Genomic DNA, 24,635 nt, shown 5'->3' with positions numbered 1-24,635 from the left:
GATTAGAGTTCCCCGCTGCGATGAGCGATCAGATTGGCAAACAGGCCCGGTTGAGCGCTGAGCGTAGCATAATCACCTTGCTGAACGATTTTCCCGCTGTCCATCACCCAGATCTGATCGTAATGTTCAATATCTTCTAGCTGGTGCGTCACCAGCAAAGTGGTTTGCTGATGTGAGGCCTGATTCAGGGCTTGCATGACCCGGCGCTCACTGTGTGCATCCAGGCTTGCTGCTGGTTCATCCAGCAGCAGCAAACGGCAAGGGCCGATCAGCGCGCGTGCAACAGCCACGCGTTGCGCTTGGCCAACAGAAAGGCGTGCTGCGCCATCCCCCAAATCGGTTGCCAGCCCGTTCGGCAAATGTGGCAGAAATTCGCTGACGTAAGCCTGTTCAATTGCCTGCTGAAGTTGTTCTTCGCTGGCCTCTGGCGCGCCTAGCAGAATATTCTCCCTTAGCGTTTGTGCTGGCAGGTGTGGGTTTTGGCCCACCCATCCTAATTGTTGACGCCAGTTTGCTGCGGACAGTTCACGCAACTCTGTGCCGTTAACCTGCAACGAACCCCGATAGGGCAGGAAGCCGAGCAACAGATTCAGCAGCGAACTTTTCCCGGCTCCGCTCAGCCCGACCAGGGCAATACGCTGATTCGCAGGTAAGGTGAAGGTCAGTGGCCCGGCCAGCAATACACCGTCAGGTGAGAGAATCTCCAGATCCTGCGCCTGCAATGTCAACGGTAATGCGGGATCCAGAATCTGTGCGCCATTCCCGACCTGTTCGCCTTCTTCTGCCGCCAGGAAGGTTTCCAGGGCTTCCGCTGCGCCCACGGCCTGAGCTTTGGCATGGTAAAAAGCCCCGAGATCGCGCAGCGGCTGGAAGAATTCTGGCGCGAGGATCAGCACCAGGAAACCGGCAAACAGCGTTACGCCGGTGCCATAGCTACCGAAATTCAACTCGCCGAGATAGGAGAAACCAAAATAAACCGCCACTACGGCAATAGAAATAGAAGCAAAGAACTCCAGCACCGCAGAAGAGAGGAACGCCATACGCAGCACTTCCATGGTGCGCTGGCGGAAATCTTCCGAAGACCTGGCAATCTGCTCTGTCTCTGCCTGGCCGCGATTAAACAACCGCAGCGTATCCAACCCACGCAGACGATCGAGGAAATTGCCGCTCAAACGCGCCAATGCGACAAAATTACGGCGGTTGGCATCCGCTGCGCCCATACCGACTAGCGCCATAAAGAGCGGGATCAGTGGAGCGGTAGCCAGCAGGATAAATCCGGCGGCCCAGTTAATTGGGAAGAGAGTAAGCAGGATCAGCAGCGGAATAAAAACGGCCAGATACATCTGCGGCAGATAGCGCGCATAGTAATCCTGCATATCTTCAATCTGTTCGACGATTATGCTGGCCCAGCTACCTGCAGGTTTGCCCTGGATCCAGGCCGGGCCGAGGCGTTGCAGTTTGTCCAGCACCTGTGCCCGCATACGCTGGCGGATCGCTTGCCCACAGATAAAGCCGACCCGTTCGCGCAACCAGCTTAACAATGCCCGCAATGCAAAGGTGGCAGCCAGCCAGATAAATGAGGAAACAAGCTCGCCGCGTGGTTGATGCTCGACAATCAGGGCATGGAGCAGGGAGGCCAGCAGCCAGGCTTGGGCGACAATCAAAATGCCGCTGAACAGGCCTAACAGCATAGAAAGACGCAACCAGCGTTGCGCCAACGCGCTCTGGGTTTTGAGCCAATGGGTTAATTGGTACTGTCTGGTTTTTTTCATCAGGTAGTCTGCGTCGCCGATGCCTGCTGTAACAGGTCAGGTTAACGTACTGTTAAAAAAAGTGTTTGCCTCGACCTGAAGCGAAACAAGTGAGCGCTAATGTTACCTCGTCACTCGGCAGACTGAAAATAAATATCCTTGTTGCTGTAAGCTATGCCCGCTTTTGAGTGGGCTACTCGGGATCGGCAGCACGCAGGGGATAAATAAGGCGGCTAATCAGCCGCCTGAGGTAGAGCTAGGGGGGATTTACGACGCGCTAGTCTGGGCGATCCCATCAAGATAACGTTCAGCATCCAAGGCTGCCATACAGCCAGTGCCTGCGGAAGTAATCGCCTGACGATAGATATGGTCCATCACGTCGCCAGCGGCGAATACGCCAGGAATGCTGGTCTGGGTTGCATTGCCGTTAATACCGGACTGCACTTTGATGTAACCATTTTCCAGTTGAAGCTGATCGCCAAAGATAGCGGTATTCGGGCTATGACCGATCGCGATAAACACACCGGCAACGGCCAGTTCTGTGGTTTCGTTTTCAGCTTTCGTGCTACGGATACGCACGCCGGTAACGCCCATTTGATCACCCAGCACTTCGTCCAGAGTCCGATCGGTGTGCAGAACGATGTTGCCGTTCTTCACTTTATCCATCAAACGGTTAATCAGGATTTTTTCTGAACGGAAGCTGTCACGGCGGTGAATCAGGTGGACTTCAGACGCAATGTTGGAGAGATACAGCGCCTCTTCCACGGCGGTGTTACCACCACCCACTACCGCAACCTTCTGATTGCGATAGAAGAAACCGTCACAGGTTGCACAGGCGGAAACCCCTTTGCCTTTAAACGCTTCTTCCGTTGGCAACCCCAAATAGCGGGCTGAAGCGCCTGTCGCGATGATCAGAGCGTCGCAGGTGTATTCGCCGCTGTCGCCAAACAGGCGGAAAGGGCGGTGTTGCAAATCGACGCTATTGATATGATCGAAGACGATTTCAGTGTCAAATTTTTCAGCATGCTCACGCATGCGATCCATCAATGCCGGGCCCGTCAGCCCCTCGGCATCGCCAGGCCAGTTTTCGACGTCAGTCGTGGTGGTCAACTGCCCCCCTTGCTCCATGCCGGTGATCAACACTGGATTCAGGTTTGCCCGTGCTGCATAAACAGCAGCGGTGTAACCAGCCGGGCCAGAACCCAAAATCAGTAATTTGCTATGTTTAACCGTACTCATGAATAACCTCTTTTCCCACGATGGCGGACAGTGATCAAGATTGTAGGGAAAATGCGGCAGTAAAAAAAGCATCGGGGAGCGTTGTTAACGATTTGTTTGATAGGTATTGCCGATGAAAATGTCTTTCTGCCGATTCGGCTTTACATAGGGTAATTTATCTCATTATGAGGGAAGCAGTATATCTGTGCATAAATGCGTGAAAATACGCATTTTTATTGCATTTAGGCCGCTAATTTTCTGGCTTTTTCATGCGGAGTTTCCTAACTGAAAATGAGGTGCCCCGTTTTCCCCACGGTACGTTCTTCTGATTTTGCTTATTTTACTTTGACAATCCGCTGCGCATTTGCGAAAACATCATAGGAAGAAGAAATTATCCCCGCACCAGCAGTAAATCGTTTGTATTTATGCCAATAAAGCAGCGTATTACTTCGTTACGGCAGGTTAAGGTGGATTTGGCTTCTCTTCTGCGTGTGAGCATCATTTGAGTTCGTTGTATGGGGTTGACAGACAGGCTGTACAACGGCGGAGAATGAGACTGAAGGAGCTGTACGGCGGTTGGCATGACAAACATCTTCCTGCTTTAGGGGAGTAAGCCGCTGATCAAAGATATCGGGTCTTCGCTTGGAACAACCCCTTGCACATTGACGTTGGTAAGGGTGTGGCAAGTGCAGGGAAGAACATAAGAGAGACAATAATAATGGTAGATAATAAAAAACGCCCGGGTAAAGATCTTGACCGTATCGATCGTAATATCCTTAACGAATTGCAAAAGGATGGGCGAATTTCGAACGTCGAGCTTTCGAAGCGCGTGGGGTTATCCCCAACGCCATGCTTAGAACGTGTACGCCGTCTTGAGCGTCAGGGTTTTATCCATGGTTATACCGCATTGCTCAACCCGCATTATCTGGACGCTTCCCTGCTGGTTTTCGTGGAAATCACGTTAAACCGCGGTGCGCCGGATGTGTTTGAGCAGTTCAACTCAGCTGTACAGAAACTTGAAGAGATTCAGGAATGTCATCTGGTTTCCGGTGATTTCGACTACCTGTTGAAGACCCGCGTACCCGATATGTCGGCTTACCGTAAATTGCTGGGCGAAACTCTGCTGCGTTTACCGGGGGTTAATGACACCCGTACTTACGTTGTGATGGAAGAAGTGAAGCAGAGTAACCGTCTGGTTATCAAAACACGGTAAGGTGCAGGTGCAAAACCTGATTAGATTCGCTATACTCCTGTTTATCCATACAGTTTCGGCGCCGAGAAAGTCTCTCGGCGCTGTTACTATGTCCGCTAACAGGAACCTGGAGAGCCTTTCTTGAGCCAGGAATACACAGAAGATAAAGAAGTTACCCTGAGAAAACTCAGCAGTGGGCAGCGTTTGCTCGAAGCTGTGTCGATCGTGGTAGCGATTTTTGCCGTTTACCTTATGGCTGCCCTGATCAGTTTCAACCCTTCTGACCCCAGTTGGTCGCAAACTGCATGGCATGAACCGATCCACAATCTGGGTGGTGGCGTTGGTGCCTGGTTGGCCGATACCCTGTTTTTCACCTTCGGAGTGCTCGCCTACGCGATACCGCCGATCATGCTTATTCTATGCTGGGCTGGCTTTCGTCAGCGCGGCAACCACGACTATATTGACTATTTTGGCTTGTCGTTGCGCCTGATTGGCACCTTAGCGTTGGTGCTTACCTCAAGCGGCTTAGCCGCGCTGAATGTCGACGATCTCTACTATTTTGCCTCTGGTGGCGTCATTGGCAGTTTGCTGAGCAACGCGATGCTGCCCTGGTTTAACGATATTGGCGCTACGTTGGCGCTGTTAGGCATTTGGGCCGTAGGTTTTACGCTGTTCACCGGTTGGTCTTGGTTGACCATCGCCGAAAAAATCGGTGGGGCCGTGCTGGGTATCGCTACTTTTATGACCAATCGATCACGTGGTGATGAACGTTATCATGACGATGACGACAAGTTTATTGATGAACCAGAAAGCCCGGCCCCAAGCACTGCACCAGCGGTGCGGCTGGACGATGATGATGTGCTGTTTTCTGCGCCGCCAGCCACTGAAGTGGCGCAGGACGATATGGATCCACTTCTGAGCGGGCTGCGTGCTATTGATGAGGAACCTGCTATCGCTGAATCCACATCTGTAGTGGTTGAGGCACCGGCTGCTGCCAACCCGCATCCGTTGGAACCAGAATCAGAGCAAAGCATACCACCGCTGTATTCGTTTGAGCTCCCGGAAGAAACGCCAGCACCGCAGGCAATGCAGCAGGCGGATCCTTATCAAGATGATGATGAGCCGCGTTTAGGGGACTGGAACACTTCCGTTGAACCGCCGCGTGAGCAATCACCGTTTGATTTTTCTGCCGCACAGCGCGATCGGGTGGATTTCAGCGATTCCGCTGGGTTCAGTGCCATCGATGAGGCTCCTTCATTGGGTTCGGTGAAACCTTCATCCGTGACTGCCACGGCGACTGGTGTGGCAAACCACACCTTTATGCCGACATTTACTGCCACCAGCGATAGCAGCTCTCAGATTAAACAAGGCATTGGTCCGGAATTACCCCGCCCGAATCCGGTGCGCATTCCCACGCGGCGCGAACTGGCATCTTACGGGATCAAACTGCCTTCACAGCGTATGGCGGAGCAGGAGCAACGTCAGCGCAATACATTGCTACCACAAGAACCCGCCAGTTATCCGCAGGACGACGAAGCTCTGCAAGAAGCCGCTCTGCGGCAGGCATTTGCCGAACAGCAAAACCAGCGCTATGGCGATGATTATCAGCATGACGATGAGAATGCTTTGCAGGAAGCGGCACTTGGCCAGGCTTTTGCGCAACAGCAGCAGGCTCGTTATGGTGAGGATCATGTCGAACCTGAACCCGCGCCAGTTTCGCGCTTGGCCGACAGTAGCCAGGCTTACAGCCTTTCACCGATGGCAGATCTGGTTGATGATGGCCCTAAAGAGCCGTTATTCACGCTATCGCCGCAGCTTGAGGAGCGTATTGAGCTGCAAAGTGAAAGAGAAGATGATGTGCCTTTCGGCAATTTTGAGCCAGAAGCGTCACCGTCACCGGCACTACGCCCCCAAGCTCCAGCTTATCAGCCGCAACAGTCTTATCAACCACCGGTACAGCAGCAACCTGCTGCGCCTGCAATGGATAGCCTGATTCACCCGTTCCTGATGCGTAACGATCAACCGCTGCAGAAGCCGACCACGCCATTGCCTACGCTGGATCTGCTGGCTGAAGCACCGAGAGAAGTGGAACCGGTGGATTCGTTTGAGCTCGAACAAAAAGCCCGTCTGGTAGAAGCCAGTCTGGCAGATTATCGGGTAAAGGCTGACGTTGTGGATATCCTGCCTGGCCCGGTGATTACGCGTTTCGAACTGGATCTGGCTCCGGGCGTCAAAGCGGCACGTATTTCCAACCTGTCACGGGATTTGGCTCGCTCATTGTCAACCTCGGCGGTGCGGGTGGTTGAGGTGATACCGGGCAAACCCTACGTGGGTATTGAGTTGCCAAATGCCAAACGCCAAACCGTGTATCTGCGAGAAGTGCTGGATTGCCCGGCATTCCGTGACAACACCTCACCGTTGGCGATTGTCTTGGGCAAGGATATTTCAGGGCAGCCAGTAGTCGCCGATTTGGGTAAAATGCCGCACCTGCTGGTGGCAGGGACAACGGGCTCCGGTAAGTCGGTCGGGGTCAATGCCATGATCCTGAGTATTTTGTATAAAGCCACACCAAAAGAAGTGCGCTTTATCATGATCGACCCGAAAATGCTGGAACTGTCGGTCTATGAAGGGATTCCACATCTGCTGACCGATGTGGTTACCGATATGAAAGATGCCGCCAATGCACTGCGTTGGTGTGTTGCCGAGATGGAACGCCGCTATAAACTGATGTCCGCGTTGGGCGTGCGCAATTTGGCTGGCTATAACGAGCGCGTCGATCAGGCCGAGGCGATGGGCAGGCCAATTCCGGATCCATTCTGGAAACCCAGCGACAGTATGGGTACGGTAATGCCGACGCTGGAAAAAGAACCCTACATCGTGGTGATGGTGGATGAATTTGCCGATCTGATCATGACGGTCGGCAAAAAGGTGGAAGAGCTGATCGCGCGCTTGGCACAGAAGGCGCGTGCAGCAGGTATCCACTTGGTATTGGCAACGCAACGCCCATCGGTGGATGTGATTACCGGGCTGATCAAAGCCAATATCCCAACGCGCATCGCCTTTACCGTATCCAGTAAAATCGACTCCCGCACTATTCTCGATCAGAGCGGTGCTGAATCTTTGCTCGGGATGGGGGATATGCTGTATCTGGCTCCTAACTCTTCGATTCCGGTACGTGTGCATGGTGCTTTTGTGCGCGATCAGGAAGTGCACGCAGTGGTAAAAGACTGGAAAGCACGCGAACGGCCACAGTACAAAGAGGGCATCCTCAACGGTGGTGAAGACGGTGAAGGTGGCGCGGGCGGTGGCCTGGACGGTGATGAAGAGCTGGATCCGCTGTTCGACCAGGCCGTGGAGTTTGTCGTGGATAAGCGCCGTGCTTCTATTTCCGGCGTACAACGCCAGTTCCGCATCGGCTATAACCGCGCTGCACGTATTATTGAACAGATGGAAGCGCAGGGGATCGTCAGTGAGCAAGGGCATAACGGCAACCGTGAAGTCTTGGCTCCGCCGCGTCATGATTGATGGCTGTTCTCTAGCCATGTAGAAATAAACCAAGGGCCGCTTTCGCGGCCCTTGTGCAAAGAAGCGTAAACCCGCGAATTTCTCGAAGTAATGTTCTGGCAGCCTGCTCAGGGCTTCAGGTAAAGTGGTGAGCGTTAAAGGTTATTTGTCCGCAAGGGGCTGCCTTGCGGTATATGTATTTCATAAGGTATCTGGAACAATGAAAAAACTGTTAGTTGCCTGTTGTCTGCTTTCGGGATTTGCCTCTACATCGGTGCTGGCGGATGCCGCTCAGGATTTACAAAGTCGCCTGGCGAAAGTGAACAGTTTCCACGCCAGTTTCTCTCAATCAGTGACCAGCAGCGATGGTGCTGAGGTGCAGCAAGGTGAAGGTGAGTTGTGGGTAAAACGCCCGAACCTGTTTAACTGGCACATGACTTCTCCAGATGAGAGTGTGCTGGTTTCTGACGGTGAAACCTTGTGGTTTTATAACCCCTTTGTTGAGCAGGTCACCGCGACCTGGTTGAAGAGCGCGACGGGTAACACGCCATTTATGCTGATCACCCGTAATAATGCCAATGACTGGAAGCAATACAACGTTAAGCAGAAAGGCGATGACTTTGAGCTGACGCCAAAAGCCAGCACGGGCAATCTGAAACAGTTTGCGATTACGGTAACCAACAGCGGTACGATCAAAAGCTTTACCGCCGTTGAACAAGACGGTCAACGCAGTGATTACCAGCTGAAAAGCCAGCAAAACAGCAGCGTTGATGCCGCCAAATTCAAATTTACCCCGCCGAAGGGAGTGACGCTGGACGATCAGCGGAAGTAGAGGCCTGCGTGAGTAATCTGTCGCTCGATTTTTCCCACAATGAATTCCAACCGTTGGCCGCGCGTATGCGGCCAACGACGCTTGCACAGTACATCGGTCAACAGCATTTGTTGGCACCGGGTAAGCCTTTGCCACGCGCTATTGAAGCTGGGCAATTGCACTCAATGATCCTGTGGGGGCCGCCAGGAACCGGGAAAACCACGTTGGCAGAGCTGATTGGCCGTTATGGTCAGGCGGATGTCGAACGGATATCTGCCGTCACCTCCGGTATTAAGGAAATCCGCGAAGCGATCGAACGTGCGCGGCAAAACCGCGATGCCGGTCGCCGTACCATCCTGTTTGTCGATGAGGTGCACCGTTTCAACAAAAGTCAGCAGGATGCCTTCCTGCCGCACATTGAAGACGGGACCATCACCTTTATCGGTGCCACGACAGAAAACCCCTCTTTTGAGCTGAATTCGGCACTGTTGTCGCGTGCTCGTGTTTATCTGCTGAAAGCGCTGACGGCTGAAGATATCAGCCAGGTGCTGGAACAGGCCATGCAAGATAACCGCCGTGGTTTTGGTGGCCAGAACATTGTCTTGCCGGAAGAAACCAAGCGCATGTTGTCAGAGTTAGTCGGGGGGGACGCCCGTCGCGCCTTGAACAGTCTGGAAATGATGGCCGATATGGCGGAGATCGATGCTCAGGGCATGCGGGTATTGACGCCGGAATTACTGAAAGAAGTCTCCGGTGAGCGCAGCGCACGCTTCGACAACAAAGGCGACCGTTATTACGATCTGATCTCTGCGTTGCATAAGTCGGTACGCGGTTCAGCGCCGGATGCGGCACTATATTGGTATGCACGCATCATTACTGCCGGTGGCGATCCGCTGTACGTGGCACGCCGTTTGCTGGCTATCGCTTCTGAAGATGTTGGCAATGCCGATCCCCGTGCGATGCAAGTGGCGATTGCCGCCTGGGATTGCTTCACCCGCGTCGGGCCTGCAGAAGGTGAGCGCGCTATTGCCCAAGCGATCGTTTACCTGGCCTGTGCGCCAAAAAGCAACGCTGTTTATACCGCATTTAAAGCCGCCATTCGCGATGCCAAAGAGAGGGCGGATTACGATGTGCCAGAGCATTTGCGTAACGCCCCAACCAAGCTGATGAAGGAAATGGGGTTGGGGGCGGAATATCGCTATGCCCACGACGAACCCAACGCCTATGCGGCAGGTGAGAGCTATTTTCCCCCAGAAATGGCAGCGACTCGCTACTATCATCCGACCTCGCGCGGGCTGGAAGGTAAAATTGGCGAAAAGTTGGCATGGCTCGCTGAGCAGGATCAAAATAGCCAGACAAAACGCTACCGCTAGCGTTGCCGTTGCGGTAAGGTTAACAGGCATCACTCTTCTTTTTGTGCGGCTTTAACGTTGCCGCATGAAACAACAATTTCTCTTTCAATAACAACAAGCACAGGATTAGCATGCTCGATCCCAATTTGCTGCGTAATGAGCTAGACGCAGTCGCCGTAAAACTGGCTCGCAGAGGCTTTAAACTCGATTTGGACTTGCTGCGCTCACAAGAAGAACGCCGTAAAGTGCTGCAGGTAGAAACGGAAACACTGCAAGCGGAACGTAATTCCCGATCGAAATCCATCGGTGCCGCCAAAGCGCGCGGTGAAGATATCGAGCCACTGCGTCGCGAAGTGAACGAACTGGGTGAGAAGCTGGATGCAGCCAAAGCCGAACTGGATAAGCTGCAGAACGAGATCCGTGATTATGCATTGACGTTGCCAAACCTGCCGGACGACGACGTGCCGAACGGTAAAGACGACAGTGAGAATCTGGAGGTTTGCCGTTGGGGTGAACCGCGCCAATACGATTTTACCGTGCGCGATCACGTTGAACTGGGTGAAATGGCTGGCGGTTTGGATTTTGCCGCAGCGGTAAAGCTGACCGGTTCGCGTTTTGTGGTGATGAAGGGGCAAATGGCCCGCATGCACCGTGCGCTGGCGCAGTTTATGCTGGATCTGCATACCGAGAAACACGGTTATCTGGAAACTTACGTGCCGTATCTGGTGAACCATGCAACCTTGTATGGCACCGGTCAACTGCCTAAGTTTGGTGAAGATCTGTTCCACACCAAGCCGCTGGAAGAGGAATCAGAAAGCAGCAACTATGCGCTGATCCCAACTGCGGAAGTGCCGGTCACTAATCTGGTGCGTGACGAGATCCTTGACGAAGACGATCTGCCGCTGAAGATGACGGCGCATACGCCGTGCTTCCGATCAGAAGCTGGTTCTTATGGCCGCGACACGCGCGGTTTGATCCGTATGCACCAGTTCGATAAAGTCGAGATGGTGCAGATTGTCCGCCCGGAAGATTCCATGGCGGCATTGGAAGAACTGACCGGCCATGCAGAGAAAGTGTTGCAGTTGCTGAATCTGCCATACCGTAAAGTGCTGTTATGTACGGGTGATATGGGCTTTGGTGCCTGCAAGACTTACGATCTGGAAGTATGGTTACCGGCACAGAATACCTATCGTGAAATCTCTTCCTGTTCCAACATGTGGGATTTCCAGGCGCGCCGCATGCAGGCTCGTTGCCGCAGCAAAACCGAGAAAAAACCTCGCCTGGTACACACGCTGAATGGCTCAGGTTTGGCCGTCGGGCGTACCTTGGTTGCCGTGCTGGAAAACTATCAGCAGGCCGATGGCCGCATTCAGGTCCCTGAAGTATTACGCCCATATATGGGTGGCTTAGAATATATCGGTTAAAAGCGATTCTGAGTCCGATAAAAAAGCGCCTTTGGCGCTTTTTTTATAGCTGACGATCGTTCCTCAACAGAGTTGACGCGTTTTCCACCAGATTTTCCTCTGACCCTGACATGAAATAAAAATCATTATCAATTAACCTATTCATATCAACTATTTATTGATTGCGAACAAAGTGAGTCTACCTCTTTAGGAGGATAGTTTCGCTGTTCGCAGGCCACCATAAAAATGTTTTCGCCTGCGTGTTTGAACCGATCTGCTTTCGAAAAGCGCTAACACATTGATTGCGGATTTTTGTTGCCATACCACTGGCTAACTGAAGCAACCCAGAGTGAAACGAATATGAGCGAATCCGACAGAAAACCACTGCCAGGCCTACAGTGCTCGCGGCGAGAGCTGGTTAAAAACAGCGCTATCGGTGGTCTTGCACTTGCCGTTGGCGGGCTCTCCTTGCCATTCAGCCGTCAGGTAAAAGCCGACTCCCCTGGAACACCAACTGCCACGCCGCCCGATGAAAAGGTGGTGTGGAGCGCCTGTACCGTAAACTGCGGTAGCCGTTGCCCGCTGCGGATGCACGTTGTTGATGGTGAAATCAAATATGTCGAAACCGACAACACCGGCAATGATGCATACGAAGAACTGCATCAGGTACGCGCCTGCCTGCGTGGGCGCTCGATGCGCCGCCGTGTGTATAACCCCGATCGTCTGAAATACCCCATGTTGCGGGTGGGTAAACGCGGTGAAGGTAAGTTCAAACGCATCAGTTGGGATGAAGCCTTCGCATTGATTGGCGATAACCTGCAACGCATCATCAAGGATTATGGCAACGAAGCCATCTACCTGAATTATGGTACCGGAACACTGGGTGGCACCATGACCCGTTCCTGGCCACCGGGTGCTACGCTGATCGCTCGTCTGATGAATTGCTGTGGTGGCTACTTGAATCACTACGGTGACTACAGTACGGCCCAAATCGCCGCTGGCCTGAATTATACCTACGGCGGTTGGGCGGATGGTAATAGCCCGACCGATATCGAGAACAGTAAGCTGGTGGTGATGTTCGGTAACAACCCTGGCGAAACCCGCATGAGCGGTGGTGGTGTCACCTATTTGCTGGAACAGGCGCGTGAGAGTTCGAACGCCCGCATGATTGTGATAGATCCACGTTATACCGACACTGCTGCAGGGCGTGAAGATGAATGGATACCGATCCGCCCCGGTACCGATGCGGCATTGGTCGCTGGTTTGGCGCATGTGCTGATCAGCGAAAATCTGGTCGATCAACCTTTTCTGGATAAATACTGCGTCGGTTATGACGAGAAAACCTTGCCAGCCGGTGCGCCCGCCAACGGCCACTACAAGGCATATATCCTGGGCCAAGGCGAAGACGGCGTGGCGAAAACGCCCGCCTGGGCCGAACAGATTACCGGTATTCCTGCCGATCGCATCATCAAACTGGCGCGTGAAATCGGCAGTGTAAAACCGGCTTATATTTGCCAAGGATGGGGGCCACAGCGCCAATCCAATGGTGAATTAACTTCGCGGGCCATTGCCATGCTGCCGATCCTGACGGGCAACGTGGGCATCAATGGCGGCAACAGCGGCGCGCGTGAAGGCTCTTACGGGCTGCCATTTGTGCGGATGCCAACCCTGGAAAACCCGGTAAAAACCAGTATCTCGATGTTCTTGTGGACCGACGCCATTCTGCGCGGGCCAGAAATGACCGCCAAACGCGATGGCGTACGTGGCAAAGACAAACTGGATGTGCCGATCAAGTTTATCTGGAACTATGCGGGTAACTGCCTGGTTAACCAGCATTCTGAAATCAACCGCACTCACGACATTTTGCAGGACGACAAGAAGTGCGAAATGATTGTGGTGATCGATAACCATATGACGTCATCGGCGAAATATGCCGATCTGGTGCTGCCGGATTGCACTGCGTCTGAACAGCGGGATTTCTGTCTCGATGCTTCAAGCGGCAACATGGGCTACGTTATTTTTGCCGATCAAGCCATCAAGCCGCGTTTTGAATGCAAAAATATTTATGACATGACCAGCGAGATCGCCCGCCGTATGGGGGTTGAGCAGGCGTTCACCGAAGGCCGGACTCAGGAAGAGTGGTTGCGCCATCTTTACCAGCAATCCCGCGAGAAAATTCCGGCGCTGCCTGATTATGAGCAATTCTTGCAGCAGGGGATCTTCAAACAGCGCGATCCTGAAGGCCACCACGTGGCGTACAAAGCGTTCCGTGCCGATCCGCAGGCCAACCCGCTGACTACGCCTTCCGGCAAGATTGAAATCTATTCCGCTGAGCTGGCAAAACTGGCAGCCACTTGGGAACTGGAAAAAGAGGATGTGATTCACCCATTACCCATTTATGCCGCAGGTTTTGAAAGCCCTGAAGATCCATTAAGCAGCAAGTACCCACTGCAGATGACCGGTTTCCACTTTAAAGCGCGCACTCACTCCACCTACGGCAATGTGGATGTGCTGAAAGCGGCTTGTCGTCAGGAGATGTGGATCAATCCGATTGATGCACGTGCGCGCGGCATTGCCAATGGCGATCTGATCCGTATTTACAACGATCGTGGAGAAGTGCGTATTAATGCCAAGGTAACACCGCGAATGTTGCCGGGAGTCGTCGCGCTGGGAGAGGGGGCTTGGTATTCACCAGATGGCAGCCGTATCGATCATGCTGGCAGTATTAACGTACTGACCACCCAGCGCCCTTCACCGCTGGCTAAAGGGAACCCTTCTCATACCAATCTGGTGCAGGTCGCCAAACTGTAAGGAGTAGCTGATGACTACGCAATATGGATTCTTTATCGATTCAAGTCGTTGCACCGGCTGCAAAACCTGCGAGCTGGCCTGTAAAGACTATAAAAACCTGACGCCAGACGTCAGCTTCCGGCGGATCTATGAATATGCCGGAGGGGATTGGCAGCAGGATGGAGATAGCTGGCACCAGAATGTGTTCGCCTATTATCTGTCGATCGCCTGTAACCACTGCGAAGATCCTGCGTGCACCAAGGTGTGCCCAAGCGGGGCGATGCATAAGCGGGAAGATGGCTTGGTGGTGGTGAATGAAGAAATTTGTATCGGCTGTCGATATTGCCATATGGCCTGCCCGTATGGCGCTCCACAGTACAATGCGGCAAAAGGCCACATGACCAAGTGTGATGGTTGCTATGAGCGCGTGGCAGAGGGGAAAAAGCCGATTTGCGTGGAGTCTTGCCCGTTACGTGCGTTGGATTTCGGCCCGATCGACGAGCTGCGCAAACAGCATGGCACTTTGGCAGAAGTGGCTCCGTTGCCGGCAGCCCATTTCACCAAACCTTGCATCGTGCTGAAACCGAACGCCAACAGCCGCCCAAGTGGTGACACTACTGGCCATCTGGCCAATCCGAAGGAGGTTTAAAATGGGTATGGGATGGCATGAATGGCCGCTGATGGTGTTCACCGTATTAGGGCAGTTTGTGGTGGGCGGCGTCATAGTGATGGGGCTGGCGTTAATCACCGGCAATCTGACCGATCGCCAAAGCAAAGCGGTACACGGCTCGATGTTCTTCCTGTGGTTGCTGATGGGGATCGCGTTTGTTGCCTCGGTGCTGCATTTGGGTACGCCGCTGCGGGCCTTTAATTCGCTGAACCGTATTGGTGATTCAGCGTTGAGCAACGAAATTGCCAGTGGTGCGTTGTTCTTTGCGGTGGGCGGCCTGTACTGGCTGCTGGCCGTGCTGAAAAAGCTGCCACAGTCGGTGGGGAAAATGTGGTTAGCCGTAACCATGATTCTGGGGTTGCTGTTTGTCTACGCTATGACGCGCGTCTACCAGATTGATACGGTGCCGACCTGGCATAACGGTTACACCACGCTGAACTTTTTCCTGTCGGTCTTTATCGGTGGGCCGATATTGGGGGTGCTGCTGTTGCGTGCCGCCGGGCTGGAAGTGGCCGGACGTTACCAACTGGTGATGCTGAGCGTGCTGGCGCTGTTGCTCAGCGTCTGTTCAGCGTTGTTGCAAGGTAGTGAACTGGCAACGATCAGCAGTTCAGTGCAGCAGGCTTCGGCACTGATCCCGCAATATGGTCAACTGATGGTTTGGCGGCTGGTGTTACTGGTGTTAGGGCTGGGTTGTTGGATTTATCCGCTGTTGCTGCGCGGCAATGCCGGGGTAATGGGGCTGTCCTTGGGCTTTGTGCTAGTCTTCGTCGGTGAGTTAATTGGCCGTGGTGTGTTCTACGGCCTGCATATGACCGTCGGCATGGCTGTTGGCGGCTGACGTTTAACCTGGGCGCAGCATGCTGCGCCTCTGGAGAAGCCCTTGTTATGATGCTTGAAAAAATCGCGTTAACCGGTCGGGTGCTGGGTATTTTGCTGTATGCACCGCCAGAGAGCCAAGAGTGCCAAGAGTGCCAACCATTATTGGCGATGCTGCAGGATCCACAATGGGTTGCAGAATGGCCGTATGAAGGCTGCCAGCAGGCCGCCGCTTTGATCGCTGAAGGGATGGCGGATAATCAGCCGGAGACGTTGGCAGAGGCTTATCAGCGCCTGTTTGTCGGCCCTTATGCGTTACCCGCTCCCCCTTGGGGCTCTGTCTATCTGGATAAAGAAAGCGTGCTGTTTGGTGATTCGACGCTGCGCTTACGCCAGTGGTTGCGGGTGAACGGTATTGAAGCACAGCGTGATCACAATGAACCGGAAGATCACATCGGGACGTTGCTGATGATGGCGGCTTGGCTGGCAGAAGAACAGCAGCAGGCGATGGTGACCGGGTTACTGGCGGAACACGTGCTGCCATGGGCACCACGGTATCTGGAACTGTTGCAGCAACATGCCGGGCACCCGTTTTACCAAGGGTTGGCGCAGTTGGCGCAAGCCACGCTAACCGCTTGGGCAGCAGATTGCTCAGCGCCAGTGGTTAAGCTGGATCTGTATTACTGATGAAAAACGATCGGCAACTGACACCGCAAGGCACTAGCCGGCGCAGATTGCTGACTGGCTGGATGGATCGCGCTCAACGCCAGTCAGAATCTCTGACGCTGCCTGTGGTGGCTCGCCCGCCGCAGGCGGTGCCTGAACCGCTCTTCAGCGCGTTGTGTGATGGCTGTGCTGCCTGCGTGGATCATTGCCCGTATGGGCTATTGAATATTAATCAGGGTAAAGTGGCTCTAAGCATCGATTTCACCGAATGCGATGTTTGCCGAAAATGTACCAGCGCCTGCCAAACAGGGGCGCTGCGTGAACAAATGCCTTGTGACACGTTGTTGCGCCCACAAATCAGCCTGAGTTGCCTTGGGCGACAGGATAGCTGCCGGATGTGCACGATTAACTGCCCGCAGCAGGCGTTGGCCTTCAGTGTTTCCACCACTGGCGATCGCCAATTACATTGTGACAGCGAACGCTGCAACGGCTGTGGGCTCTGTAAACTCTCCTGTTTTCATGGGCATATTTCGCTTTCACCGCTAGGGGAGAAGTCATTACCCGAAAACACCCAGCAACTTGAAGTATGACGGGTATAAACATATTGTGCGGTTATCACTTAACCACCGATTGACTTTTTTATCGCCAGTGGCATGATGCGCGCACTTTACTTCGCGCGTTCGGTTTCAAATTCACTATGTCCGCATATTCTCGCCCAGTGCTGTTGTTGCTCTGCGGTCTGTTGTTGCTTACGGTTTCTATTGCCGTTTTGAATACGTTAGTCCCTCTTTGGTTAACCCATGCCCAACTGTCAACCTGGCAAGTCGGGGTGGTCAGTTCCTCTTATTTCAGCGGTAATCTGGTTGGCACGTTGATTGCGGGCCAGTTGATCAAACGTATTGGTTTTACTCGCAGCTATCATTTTTCCTGCCTGATGTTTGCCATGGCAACGGCCGGTATGGCGCTGTCTCTGGATTTTTGGAGTTGGATGGGCTGGCGCTTTCTGGCTGGGGTAGGGTGCGCGTTGATCTGGGTGATTGTCGAAAGTGCTCTGTTGCGCAGTGGCAACCTGAGCAACCGTGGGCAACTGCTGGCCGCTTATATGATGGTTTATTATCTGGGGACCGTAGCCGGGCAACTGTTGCTGGGGATGGTATCCACTGAGTTATTGAACGTCGTGCCCTGGGTGACGGCGATTGTGCTTGTGGCGATGTTACCGATGCTGTTTGCCCGTGTGAACAACCAGAATGACGAGCCTCAGCAGGCGGCTGTCTGGCCGATGTTCAAGCGCCGCAGTGCGCGCTTGGGGATCAATGGCTGTATTATCTCTGGGATGCTGCTCGGTTCGCTGTACGGCCTGATGCCGCTTTATCTGGCTCATCAAGGCATGAGCGATGCCAATGTGGGATATTGGATGGCGTTACTGGTCAGTTCGGGGATTGTCGGCCAATGGCCGGTCGGGCGGATGGCCGACCGCTATGGTCGCTTGCAGGTATTGCGCATTCAGGTGTTGGTGGTGATCCTCGCCAGCATCGCGATGTTGGGCAACTATGCCATGGCTCCCGCGCTGTTTATTCTCGGTTGTGCCGGTTTTACTCTTTATCCGGTCGCCATGTCGTGGGCTTGTGAAAAGGTGATGTCGTACGAGTTGGTGGCAATGAATCAGGCGTTACTGATGAGCTACACCATTGGCAGCCTGCTGGGGCCGTCGATGACTTCGATGCTGATGCAGAATTATTCCGATCGCCTGCTGTTTGTAGCGATCGCCGCAATGGCGTTGATTTATCTGCTAATGCTGCTGAGAAAACCCGATCGTCATCAGACACCGCTGGCAGCGGCCTGAAAATAAAAAAACCGGCATGAGCGCCGGTTTTTTGCACAAGCCAATATCGTTCAATAAATCACTTTATGACCGTAGCTCTCCAGGATCCCCTTCACGCGATCCATGGTGTCGGCTTTGGGCGGGCGGACACCGTCCAGCTTATATTCTTCGCCCATGGCTATCCATTTGTGCTTGCCTAATTCGTGGTAAGGCAACAACTCGATCTTCTCGATATTGGTCATATCTTTGGTGAATTCACCGAGCAGGTGCGTCGATTTATCGTCGTCTGACCAACCCGGCACTACCACATAACGGATCCAGGTACGCTGATTGCGCTTTGCCAGATAGCGGGCGAACTCCAGCGTGCGATGGTTGGAAACGCCAACCAGATTCTGGTGGATATCATCGTCCATTTGCTTCAAATCGAGCATCACCAGATCGGTGGCATCCAGCAGTTCATCGATCACCGGATCGTAACGGCGCACAAAGCCGTTGGTATCCAGGCAGGTGCTGATGCCTTCCTGATGGCAAGCGCGGAACCAGTCGCGGACGAATTCCGCTTGTAAAATGGCTTCACCGCCGGAGGCAGTAACGCCACCACCGGAAGCATTCATAAAATGACGATAAGCGACGGCGTCGGTCATCAATTCTTCGACGGTCACTTCTTTCCCGCCGTGCGTATCCCAGGTGTCGCGGTTATGGCAGTACAGGCAGCGCATCAGGCAGCCTTGGAAGAAAACAATAAAACGGATACCTGGGCCATCAACGGTGCCACAGGATTCGAAAGAGTGGATACGGCCTTTTAACGACATTGCGGGGTTTTCTCCAAAATTGACTGTCAAACGCAGTCTAAAATGAGGCTGGTAACCGCCAGGCAGGTATCAGCGATGCGGCAACAGGGGGCCGGTGCCGGAGTGTAACGATTCCTGCTGGTCGGTTAACGCGCCGAGTAACTGTTTTGCCGGATATCCATTCAGTATAACCCTTTCCACCCGCCAGCGGCTTGAGACTTATGGGATATACACCCAAGCAACTTGAAGTATGACGGGTATAGCTATCTGGCAAAACAGACTCGTGTCACTAGCGTATTAAAAAGGCCGGAAGATCCGGCCTTGGTATTTTCCAGCGAGCGTGTAACCGCCCGCTGGCAGAGTGAATTACATCGACTGAGTGAAAGTACGGGTAATCACGTCTTGTTGCTGCTCTTTAGTCAGCGAGTTGAAACGCACCGCATAACCGGAAACGCGGATGGTCAACTGAGGGTATTTCTCAGGGTGTTCCATCGCATCCAGCAGCATTTCACGGTTCATTACGTTAACGTTCAGATGCTGACCACCTTCGATGGACGCTTCATGGTGGAAGTAACCATCCATCAGGCCTGCCAGGTTGGCTTTACGCACATCATCATCTTTACCCAGCGCGTTAGGCACGATGGAGAAGGTGTAAGAGATACCATCTTTCGCGTAGGCAAACGGCAGTTTGGCAACGGAAGTCAGGGAAGCAACCGCACCTTTCTGATCGCGACCATGCATCGGGTTAGCACCTGGACCGAATGGAGCGCCTGCACGGCGGCCATCTGGGGTGTTACCGGTTTTCTTACCATAAACCACGTTGGAGGTGATGGTCAGAACCGACTGAGTCGGCACCGCGTTGCGGTAGGTACGCAGTTTCTGAATTTTCTTCATGAAACGTTCTACCAGATCACAAGCGATGTCATCGACGCGTGAATCATTGTTACCGAACTGCGGATATTCACCTTCGATTTTGAAGTCAACGGCCAGGCCGTCTTCATCACGGATGGTGGAGACTTTAGCGTACTTGATGGCAGACAGGGAGTCAGCGGCTACGGACAGGCCCGCGATCCCACAGGCCATGGTGCGGTAAACGTCACGGTCATGCAGAGCCATCAGCGCAGCTTCGTAGCTGTACTTGTCATGCATATAGTGAATGATGTTCAGCGAGGTCACGTACTGCATGGCCAGCCAATCCATAAAGTGGTCCATGCGCTCCATGACTTTGTCATAGTCCAGCACAGTATCCATCATTGGCGCTTCTTTCGGGCCAACCTGGATTTTCAGCTTCTCATCAACACCACCGTTGATTGCGTACAACATGGTTTTCGCCAGGTTGGCACGCGCACCGAAGAACTGCATCTGCTTACCGACCACCATTGGGCTGACACAACAGGCGATGGCATAGTCATCGTTGTTGAAGTCTGGGCGCATCAGATCGTCGTTTTCATACTGCAGGGAAGAGGTATCGATAGACACTTTCGCAGCGTATTTTTTGAAGTTCAGCGGCAGCTTTTCAGACCACAGAATGGTCATGTTCGGCTCTGGTGAAGGCCCCATGGTGTACAGGGTGTTCAGGAAACGGAAGCTGTTTTTGGTCACCAGCGTACGGCCATCAACGCCCATACCGGCCAAGGATTCGGTGGCCCAGATTGGGTCGCCAGAGAACAGCTCATCGTATTCTGGGGTACGCAGGAAGCGCACCATACGCAGTTTCATCACCAGGTGGTCGATCAGTTCCTGCGCCTGTGCTTCGCTCAGTGTACCGGCCTTGATGTCGCGCTCAATGAAAATGTCCAGGAAAGTGGATACACGGCCAAAGGACATGGCAGCACCGTTCTGGGACTTCACTGCGGCCAGGTAGCCGAAGTAGGTCCACTGTACGGCTTCCTGGGCGGTTTTCGCTGGTGCAGAAATGTCATAGCCATATTTGGCTGCCATTTCTTTCATCTGGCCCAGAGCACGATGCTGTTCAGCAATTTCTTCGCGCAGCTGGATGGTCATTTCCAGGTCTTCGCCTTTTTCCAGGCGGCTCTGCAGCGATTTGAACTGGTTCAGCTTGTCAGCCATCAGGAAGTCGATACCGTACAGCGCAACGCGACGGTAGTCACCGATGATACGGCCACGGCCATAAGCATCTGGCAAGCCGGTCAGCACGCCGGATTTACGGCAGTTCAGAATGTCTTTGGTGTAAACATCGAATACGCCCTGGTTGTGGGTTTTACGGTATTCGGTGAACACTTTTTTGACTTGTGGATCCAGTTCACGACCATAAACTTTGCATGAACCTTCGACCATTTTGATGCCGCCGAATGGGATCAGCGCGCGCTTCAGCGGAGCATCAGTCTGCAAACCGACGATGGTTTCCAGGTCTTTGTTGATATAGCCCGCATCATGAGAAGTGACGGTTGAAACAACGTTGGTATCAAAATCAACTGGCGCATGAGTGCGGTTCTCCAGTTTGATCCCTTCCATAACTTTGTCCCACAGGGTAGTCGTCGCTTGGCTTGCACCAGCCAGGAAGGATTCATCACCCTCGTAAGGAGTGTAGTTTTTCTGGATAAAGTCACGCACGTTGACTTCTTTTTGCCAGTCACCTTCGCTGAAACCTTGCCAAGCGTTAGCTAACTTCTCGTTGAGTTCGGTCATTATACACCTACCTTCTAATGTGGATTTCTTTGTAAACCCGGTGTGTGCCAGCCAACAGATTAGTGTTTCTGTTCGCCATCACGCAGATAAATTACCCAGTAAGTCAACCCAACCAGCAGGCCGCCACCAATGATGTTGCCAATGGTCACGGGAATCAGGTTGTCGATGATGAAGTTGCTTACGGTCAGATGAGCAAATTGCTCAGGGGCGGCCCCTACGGCTTGCCAAAACTCCGGCGTGGCAAAGTGCTTAACCACGATACCCATAGGGATCATAAACATATTGGCGATGCTGTGCTCGAAACCGCTGGCAACAAACATGGCTACCGGCAGGATCATCGCGAACATTTTGTCCATCAGGCTACGGCCAGAGTAGCTCATCCATACGGCCAGACAGACCATCAGGTTAGCCAGAATGCCAAGGCATACGGCTTCAACAAACGTGTGATGCAGTTTATGGCTAGCGGTCTGTAAAACATTCAGCCCCCACAGGCCATTGGCTGCCATATATTGACCAGAGAACCAGATCAGGGCCACAAAAATCAATGCGCCGAATAGATTACCAATATAGACGTTTAGCCAATTGATAGCTAATTGCCGCCAGGTGATACGGCCACTGGCTTTGGCAACTACGGTCAGTACGGTGGAAGTGAACAGATCTGCGCCGCAGACCACCACCAGCATTAACCCCATAGAGAAGCAAATCCCCCCCACCAGTTTGGCCAAGCCAAAGGGAACGGCAGCGGTGCCGGTGGTGGCGGTAATATAGAAGACAAAGGCGATAGAAATGAAAACACCTGCAGTGATCGCCAAGTAAAACGTTTTTAGCGGATGCTTGGTGGCTTTATACACCCCCGCATCTTCGGCGATTTTCGCCATGGCGGCAGGTAACAGCATATCGAAGGGGTTGTCAGCTCTCACACTAACTCTCACTTTTAAGGGTTAAAACAATGCAATGAGATACTAGCAAAGCAGTATAGGGTAAAAATTGACTTGGATCATAACGGGAGGAAGTAAGAGGGCGAAAAACCTTAAAATTAACCAGGATTAATGGGTTAATTATTTGATTTTTAATCAAAAAATATTTTTTAATCTTTGCAAAAAATGTTGAATGAATAGTGGCTTTCACCCGTTTTCGGGTTAATTTTATACACTTATTGTCGTTTTTTTATGAATAATGCTTCACTGATGTTTAACGCATGTTTAGCCGTTGCGCAACAATCGTGGGTTATATGTCCAGTTCGTTGAAAAGTGCCTAATGACGAATTGGGGAGAAGCACGCCAGCCAGTCTCTGCCAGCGTGCTATGGATTTTCATACTTCGCCTATGTACCCTGCCTATTTCGGGCACGAAGACACTTATGCCCAGTGGCGGCGTTTCGCTTTCTGCAGCTTCGCGTAAGCGGCGAGCAGTGCCTGATGAGCGGGTAATGCCTGCAAATCAGCATCGATAGCAAACAAGCCATTGAAGCGTTCTTCACCGCTCATCGCTGCAGAAGCCGCATCGACCGCATCCTGGCCGTACATTTTGACGAAAGCCGTATGATATTGAGCAGGGTCGCGCTCTGGTTCCAGAGCTAACAGCAGCAGCGTTTGCAGACAACGATAGTAATTGCTGCGCTCTGGGGTAAAGATCGAGGCGTTAAACTCCTGCGTCCACTCCGCCCAGACCAACGCTTGCTCAAGATCGCCACCCGCCAATGCCAGCATCGATTTCAGTTCACCCACACGTAACGTATACCAGGCGTTATCTTTACCAGAAGCAATGCCCAGCAATTCACGCACGCGGGTGAAATCGTCCAGGCCTTCGTCATCCAGTTGCTGGATCAGCGCCAGATATTCTTCAGGTTGCCACTCGCTGCCCGGCAATTGCAGCAACGTCTCGCGCAGATGCGCGCCCATGCTGTTGTTGGCCAGCAGCAGATCTTCTGCCGGGTAGATATCAGACATGCCCGGTACGATGATACGGCAAGCGTAAACGTCCAAGTGCTCGTAATCCGCAATGTACACTTCGGCGTCTTCTTGCTCGAAAATGCTCATCAACGTGGCGAACTCTTCTTGCGTGCTGCCGCTGAAGCTCCAGTCAACAAACGGGTAATCGGCATCCTGTTTGAACATATCCCAGGAAATCAGGCCGCTGGAATCGATGAAGTGAGTTTCCAGGTTGGCATGCTCCGCCACTTCTTCATCATCGAAAGTTGGCGCAGTAAACACATCCAGATCTTTCAGGCTGCGGCCCTGCAGCAGTTCGGTGACGGTGCGTTCCAGCGCCACACCGAAATCAGGGTGAGCACCAAAGGAAGCAAAACAGGTGCCGTTGGCCGGGTTGAACAGCACCACGCAGATCACCGGGTAGTGACCGCCCAGTGAGGCATCATAAGAGAGGATCGGGAACCCTCCGGCTTCCAGTTTGGCAATCGCTTCAACCACGCCCGGATAGCGGTTCAGCACTTCAGCCGGGATCTCCGGCAGGCTGATGGATTCGGCGATGATGCGGTTCTTCACGTAACGTTCAAATACTTCAGAAAGACCCTGAACCCGCGCTTCGTTAGCGGTATTACCGGCAGACATACCGTTGGACACATACAGATTACCAATGATATTCATCGGAATATAAACGGTTTGCAGGTCAGACTGACGGACAAACGGCAGGGCACAGATGCCACGATCGCCATTGCCCGATTGCAGATCGATCAGATCGCTGGCGTTCAGCTCCTGCTCCGGATCATAGAAAGCGTGCAGACGTTCATCGAGAATACCCTGTGGCAGCCTGTTGTCTGCCGGGATCGGGAACCATTTCTCGTTGGGATAGTGCACAAAATCGCCTTCGGCTATCTGCTTACCCAGATAGAAGTCGGCGAAGAAATAGTTAGTGGACAGACGCTCGAAATATTCACCCAGCGCAGAAGCCAGCGCTGCTTTTTTACTGGCCCCTTTACCGTTGGTAAAGCACAGCGGGCAATCGCGATCGCGAATGTGCACTGACCAGACGTGTGGAACCGGATTCAGCCAGGAAGCTTCTTCAATTTTGAAGCCCAGATCGGTTAATTTCTGCTGAAAACGGGTGATAGAGTCTTCCAGTGCTGCGTCTTTGCCGGGGATAAAAGTTTGCGTCATTGTCTTCACTTAATTTGGCGTACTAAAAGCGTGCAATGATACGGGTTTTTACCCTTTAGCTCCACGTATTCCTAAAGCTGTG

General features: G+C 53.0%; 17 protein-coding genes. 11 read left to right on the top strand and 6 right to left on the bottom strand.

All coding sequences use genetic code 11. The annotated features are described in order from the left end of the window. Nucleotides 1–2: 2 nt before the first annotated feature. Both cydD and trxB read right to left on the bottom strand, forming a co-directional pair. A complete protein-coding gene (gene cydD / locus IV04_RS01605) occupies nucleotides 3–1,772 on the bottom strand; it encodes a cysteine/glutathione ABC transporter permease/ATP-binding protein CydD (protein WP_037393850.1) in 1,770 nt (589 codons plus the stop codon). Between the two features lie 246 nt (nucleotides 1,773–2,018). Then, on the bottom strand, nucleotides 2,019–2,990 hold the full coding sequence (gene trxB, locus IV04_RS01600; protein WP_037393848.1) for a thioredoxin-disulfide reductase: 972 nt from the start codon (nucleotides 2,988–2,990) through the stop codon (nucleotides 2,019–2,021). A gap of 697 nt (nucleotides 2,991–3,687) precedes the next feature. Here trxB and lrp point away from each other — a divergent pair. The 11 genes from lrp (at nucleotide 3,688) to IV04_RS01545 (ending at nucleotide 18,019) form a co-directional block, all read left to right on the top strand. Next, entirely contained in the window at nucleotides 3,688–4,182 is a 495-nt protein-coding gene (gene lrp / locus IV04_RS01595; protein WP_037393846.1) for a leucine-responsive transcriptional regulator Lrp, read from the top strand. A 120-nt stretch (nucleotides 4,183–4,302) separates the two neighbouring features. After that, complete coding sequence (locus IV04_RS01590; RefSeq protein WP_037393844.1) at nucleotides 4,303–7,686, top strand: DNA translocase FtsK 4TM domain-containing protein; 3,384 nt, start codon at nucleotides 4,303–4,305, stop codon at nucleotides 7,684–7,686. A 199-nt stretch (nucleotides 7,687–7,885) separates the two neighbouring features. Further along, the gene (gene lolA / locus IV04_RS01585; RefSeq protein ID WP_037393842.1) at nucleotides 7,886–8,497 is read left to right on the top strand and encodes an outer membrane lipoprotein chaperone LolA; all 612 of its coding nucleotides are present in this window, start codon (nucleotides 7,886–7,888) and stop codon (nucleotides 8,495–8,497) included. An 8-nt stretch (nucleotides 8,498–8,505) separates the two neighbouring features. Then, the gene (locus IV04_RS01580; RefSeq protein WP_037393839.1) at nucleotides 8,506–9,849 is read left to right on the top strand and encodes a replication-associated recombination protein A; all 1,344 of its coding nucleotides are present in this window, start codon (nucleotides 8,506–8,508) and stop codon (nucleotides 9,847–9,849) included. 110 nt (nucleotides 9,850–9,959) lie between these two features. Beyond that, nucleotides 9,960–11,252: a serine--tRNA ligase gene (gene serS / locus IV04_RS01575; protein ID WP_037393836.1), complete on the top strand. Its 1,293-nt coding sequence runs from the start codon at nucleotides 9,960–9,962 to the stop codon at nucleotides 11,250–11,252. A gap of 339 nt (nucleotides 11,253–11,591) precedes the next feature. After that, nucleotides 11,592–14,042: a dimethylsulfoxide reductase subunit A gene (gene dmsA, locus IV04_RS01570; protein WP_037393833.1), complete on the top strand. Its 2,451-nt coding sequence runs from the start codon at nucleotides 11,592–11,594 to the stop codon at nucleotides 14,040–14,042. Nucleotides 14,043–14,052: 10 nt separating this feature from the next. Continuing rightward, nucleotides 14,053–14,670: a DMSO/selenate family reductase complex B subunit gene (locus IV04_RS01565; RefSeq protein WP_037393831.1), complete on the top strand. Its 618-nt coding sequence runs from the start codon at nucleotides 14,053–14,055 to the stop codon at nucleotides 14,668–14,670. A gap of 1 nt (nucleotide 14,671) precedes the next feature. Beyond that, nucleotides 14,672–15,532, top strand: coding sequence for a DmsC/YnfH family molybdoenzyme membrane anchor subunit (locus tag IV04_RS01560; RefSeq protein ID WP_037393829.1), 861 nt, complete (start codon nucleotides 14,672–14,674; stop codon nucleotides 15,530–15,532). A 47-nt stretch (nucleotides 15,533–15,579) separates the two neighbouring features. Then, entirely contained in the window at nucleotides 15,580–16,197 is a 618-nt protein-coding gene (gene dmsD / locus IV04_RS01555) for a Tat proofreading chaperone DmsD (RefSeq protein WP_037393827.1), read from the top strand. Further along, nucleotides 16,197–16,766, top strand: a complete 570-nt coding sequence (locus IV04_RS01550) for a 4Fe-4S dicluster domain-containing protein (RefSeq protein ID WP_051916582.1) — start codon at nucleotides 16,197–16,199, stop codon at nucleotides 16,764–16,766. Before dmsD ends, IV04_RS01550 begins: the two co-directional genes overlap by 1 nt. Nucleotides 16,767–16,873: 107 nt before the next feature. Next, the gene (locus IV04_RS01545; RefSeq protein ID WP_037393826.1) at nucleotides 16,874–18,019 is read left to right on the top strand and encodes an MFS transporter; all 1,146 of its coding nucleotides are present in this window, start codon (nucleotides 16,874–16,876) and stop codon (nucleotides 18,017–18,019) included. Between the two features lie 50 nt (nucleotides 18,020–18,069). Here the strand turns inward: IV04_RS01545 and pflA are convergent, their stop codons facing one another. From pflA to ycaO, 4 genes are all read right to left on the bottom strand, one after another. After that, the gene (gene pflA, locus IV04_RS01540; protein ID WP_037393823.1) at nucleotides 18,070–18,810 is read right to left on the bottom strand and encodes a pyruvate formate lyase 1-activating protein; all 741 of its coding nucleotides are present in this window, start codon (nucleotides 18,808–18,810) and stop codon (nucleotides 18,070–18,072) included. Nucleotides 18,811–19,155: 345 nt separating this feature from the next. Further along, nucleotides 19,156–21,438 (bottom strand): formate C-acetyltransferase, encoded by a 2,283-nt coding sequence (gene pflB, locus IV04_RS01535; RefSeq protein ID WP_037393820.1) that lies wholly within the window; start codon nucleotides 21,436–21,438, stop codon nucleotides 19,156–19,158. A 59-nt stretch (nucleotides 21,439–21,497) separates the two neighbouring features. After that, nucleotides 21,498–22,358 carry a formate transporter FocA gene (gene focA, locus IV04_RS01530; protein WP_037393817.1) on the bottom strand — a complete coding sequence of 287 codons (861 nt, stop codon included), beginning with the start codon at nucleotides 22,356–22,358 and terminating at the stop codon, nucleotides 21,498–21,500. Nucleotides 22,359–22,795: 437 nt separating this feature from the next. Then, nucleotides 22,796–24,553 (bottom strand): 30S ribosomal protein S12 methylthiotransferase accessory factor YcaO, encoded by a 1,758-nt coding sequence (gene ycaO, locus IV04_RS01525; RefSeq protein ID WP_037393813.1) that lies wholly within the window; start codon nucleotides 24,551–24,553, stop codon nucleotides 22,796–22,798. Nucleotides 24,554–24,635 lie beyond the last annotated feature (82 nt).

Source organism: Serratia sp. Ag1, from assembly GCF_000743355.1.
Lineage (GTDB): Bacteria > Pseudomonadota > Gammaproteobacteria > Enterobacterales > Enterobacteriaceae > Chania.
Note: the sequence above shows the minus strand (reverse complement) of the source record. Positions and strands in the feature narration are given on the sequence as shown.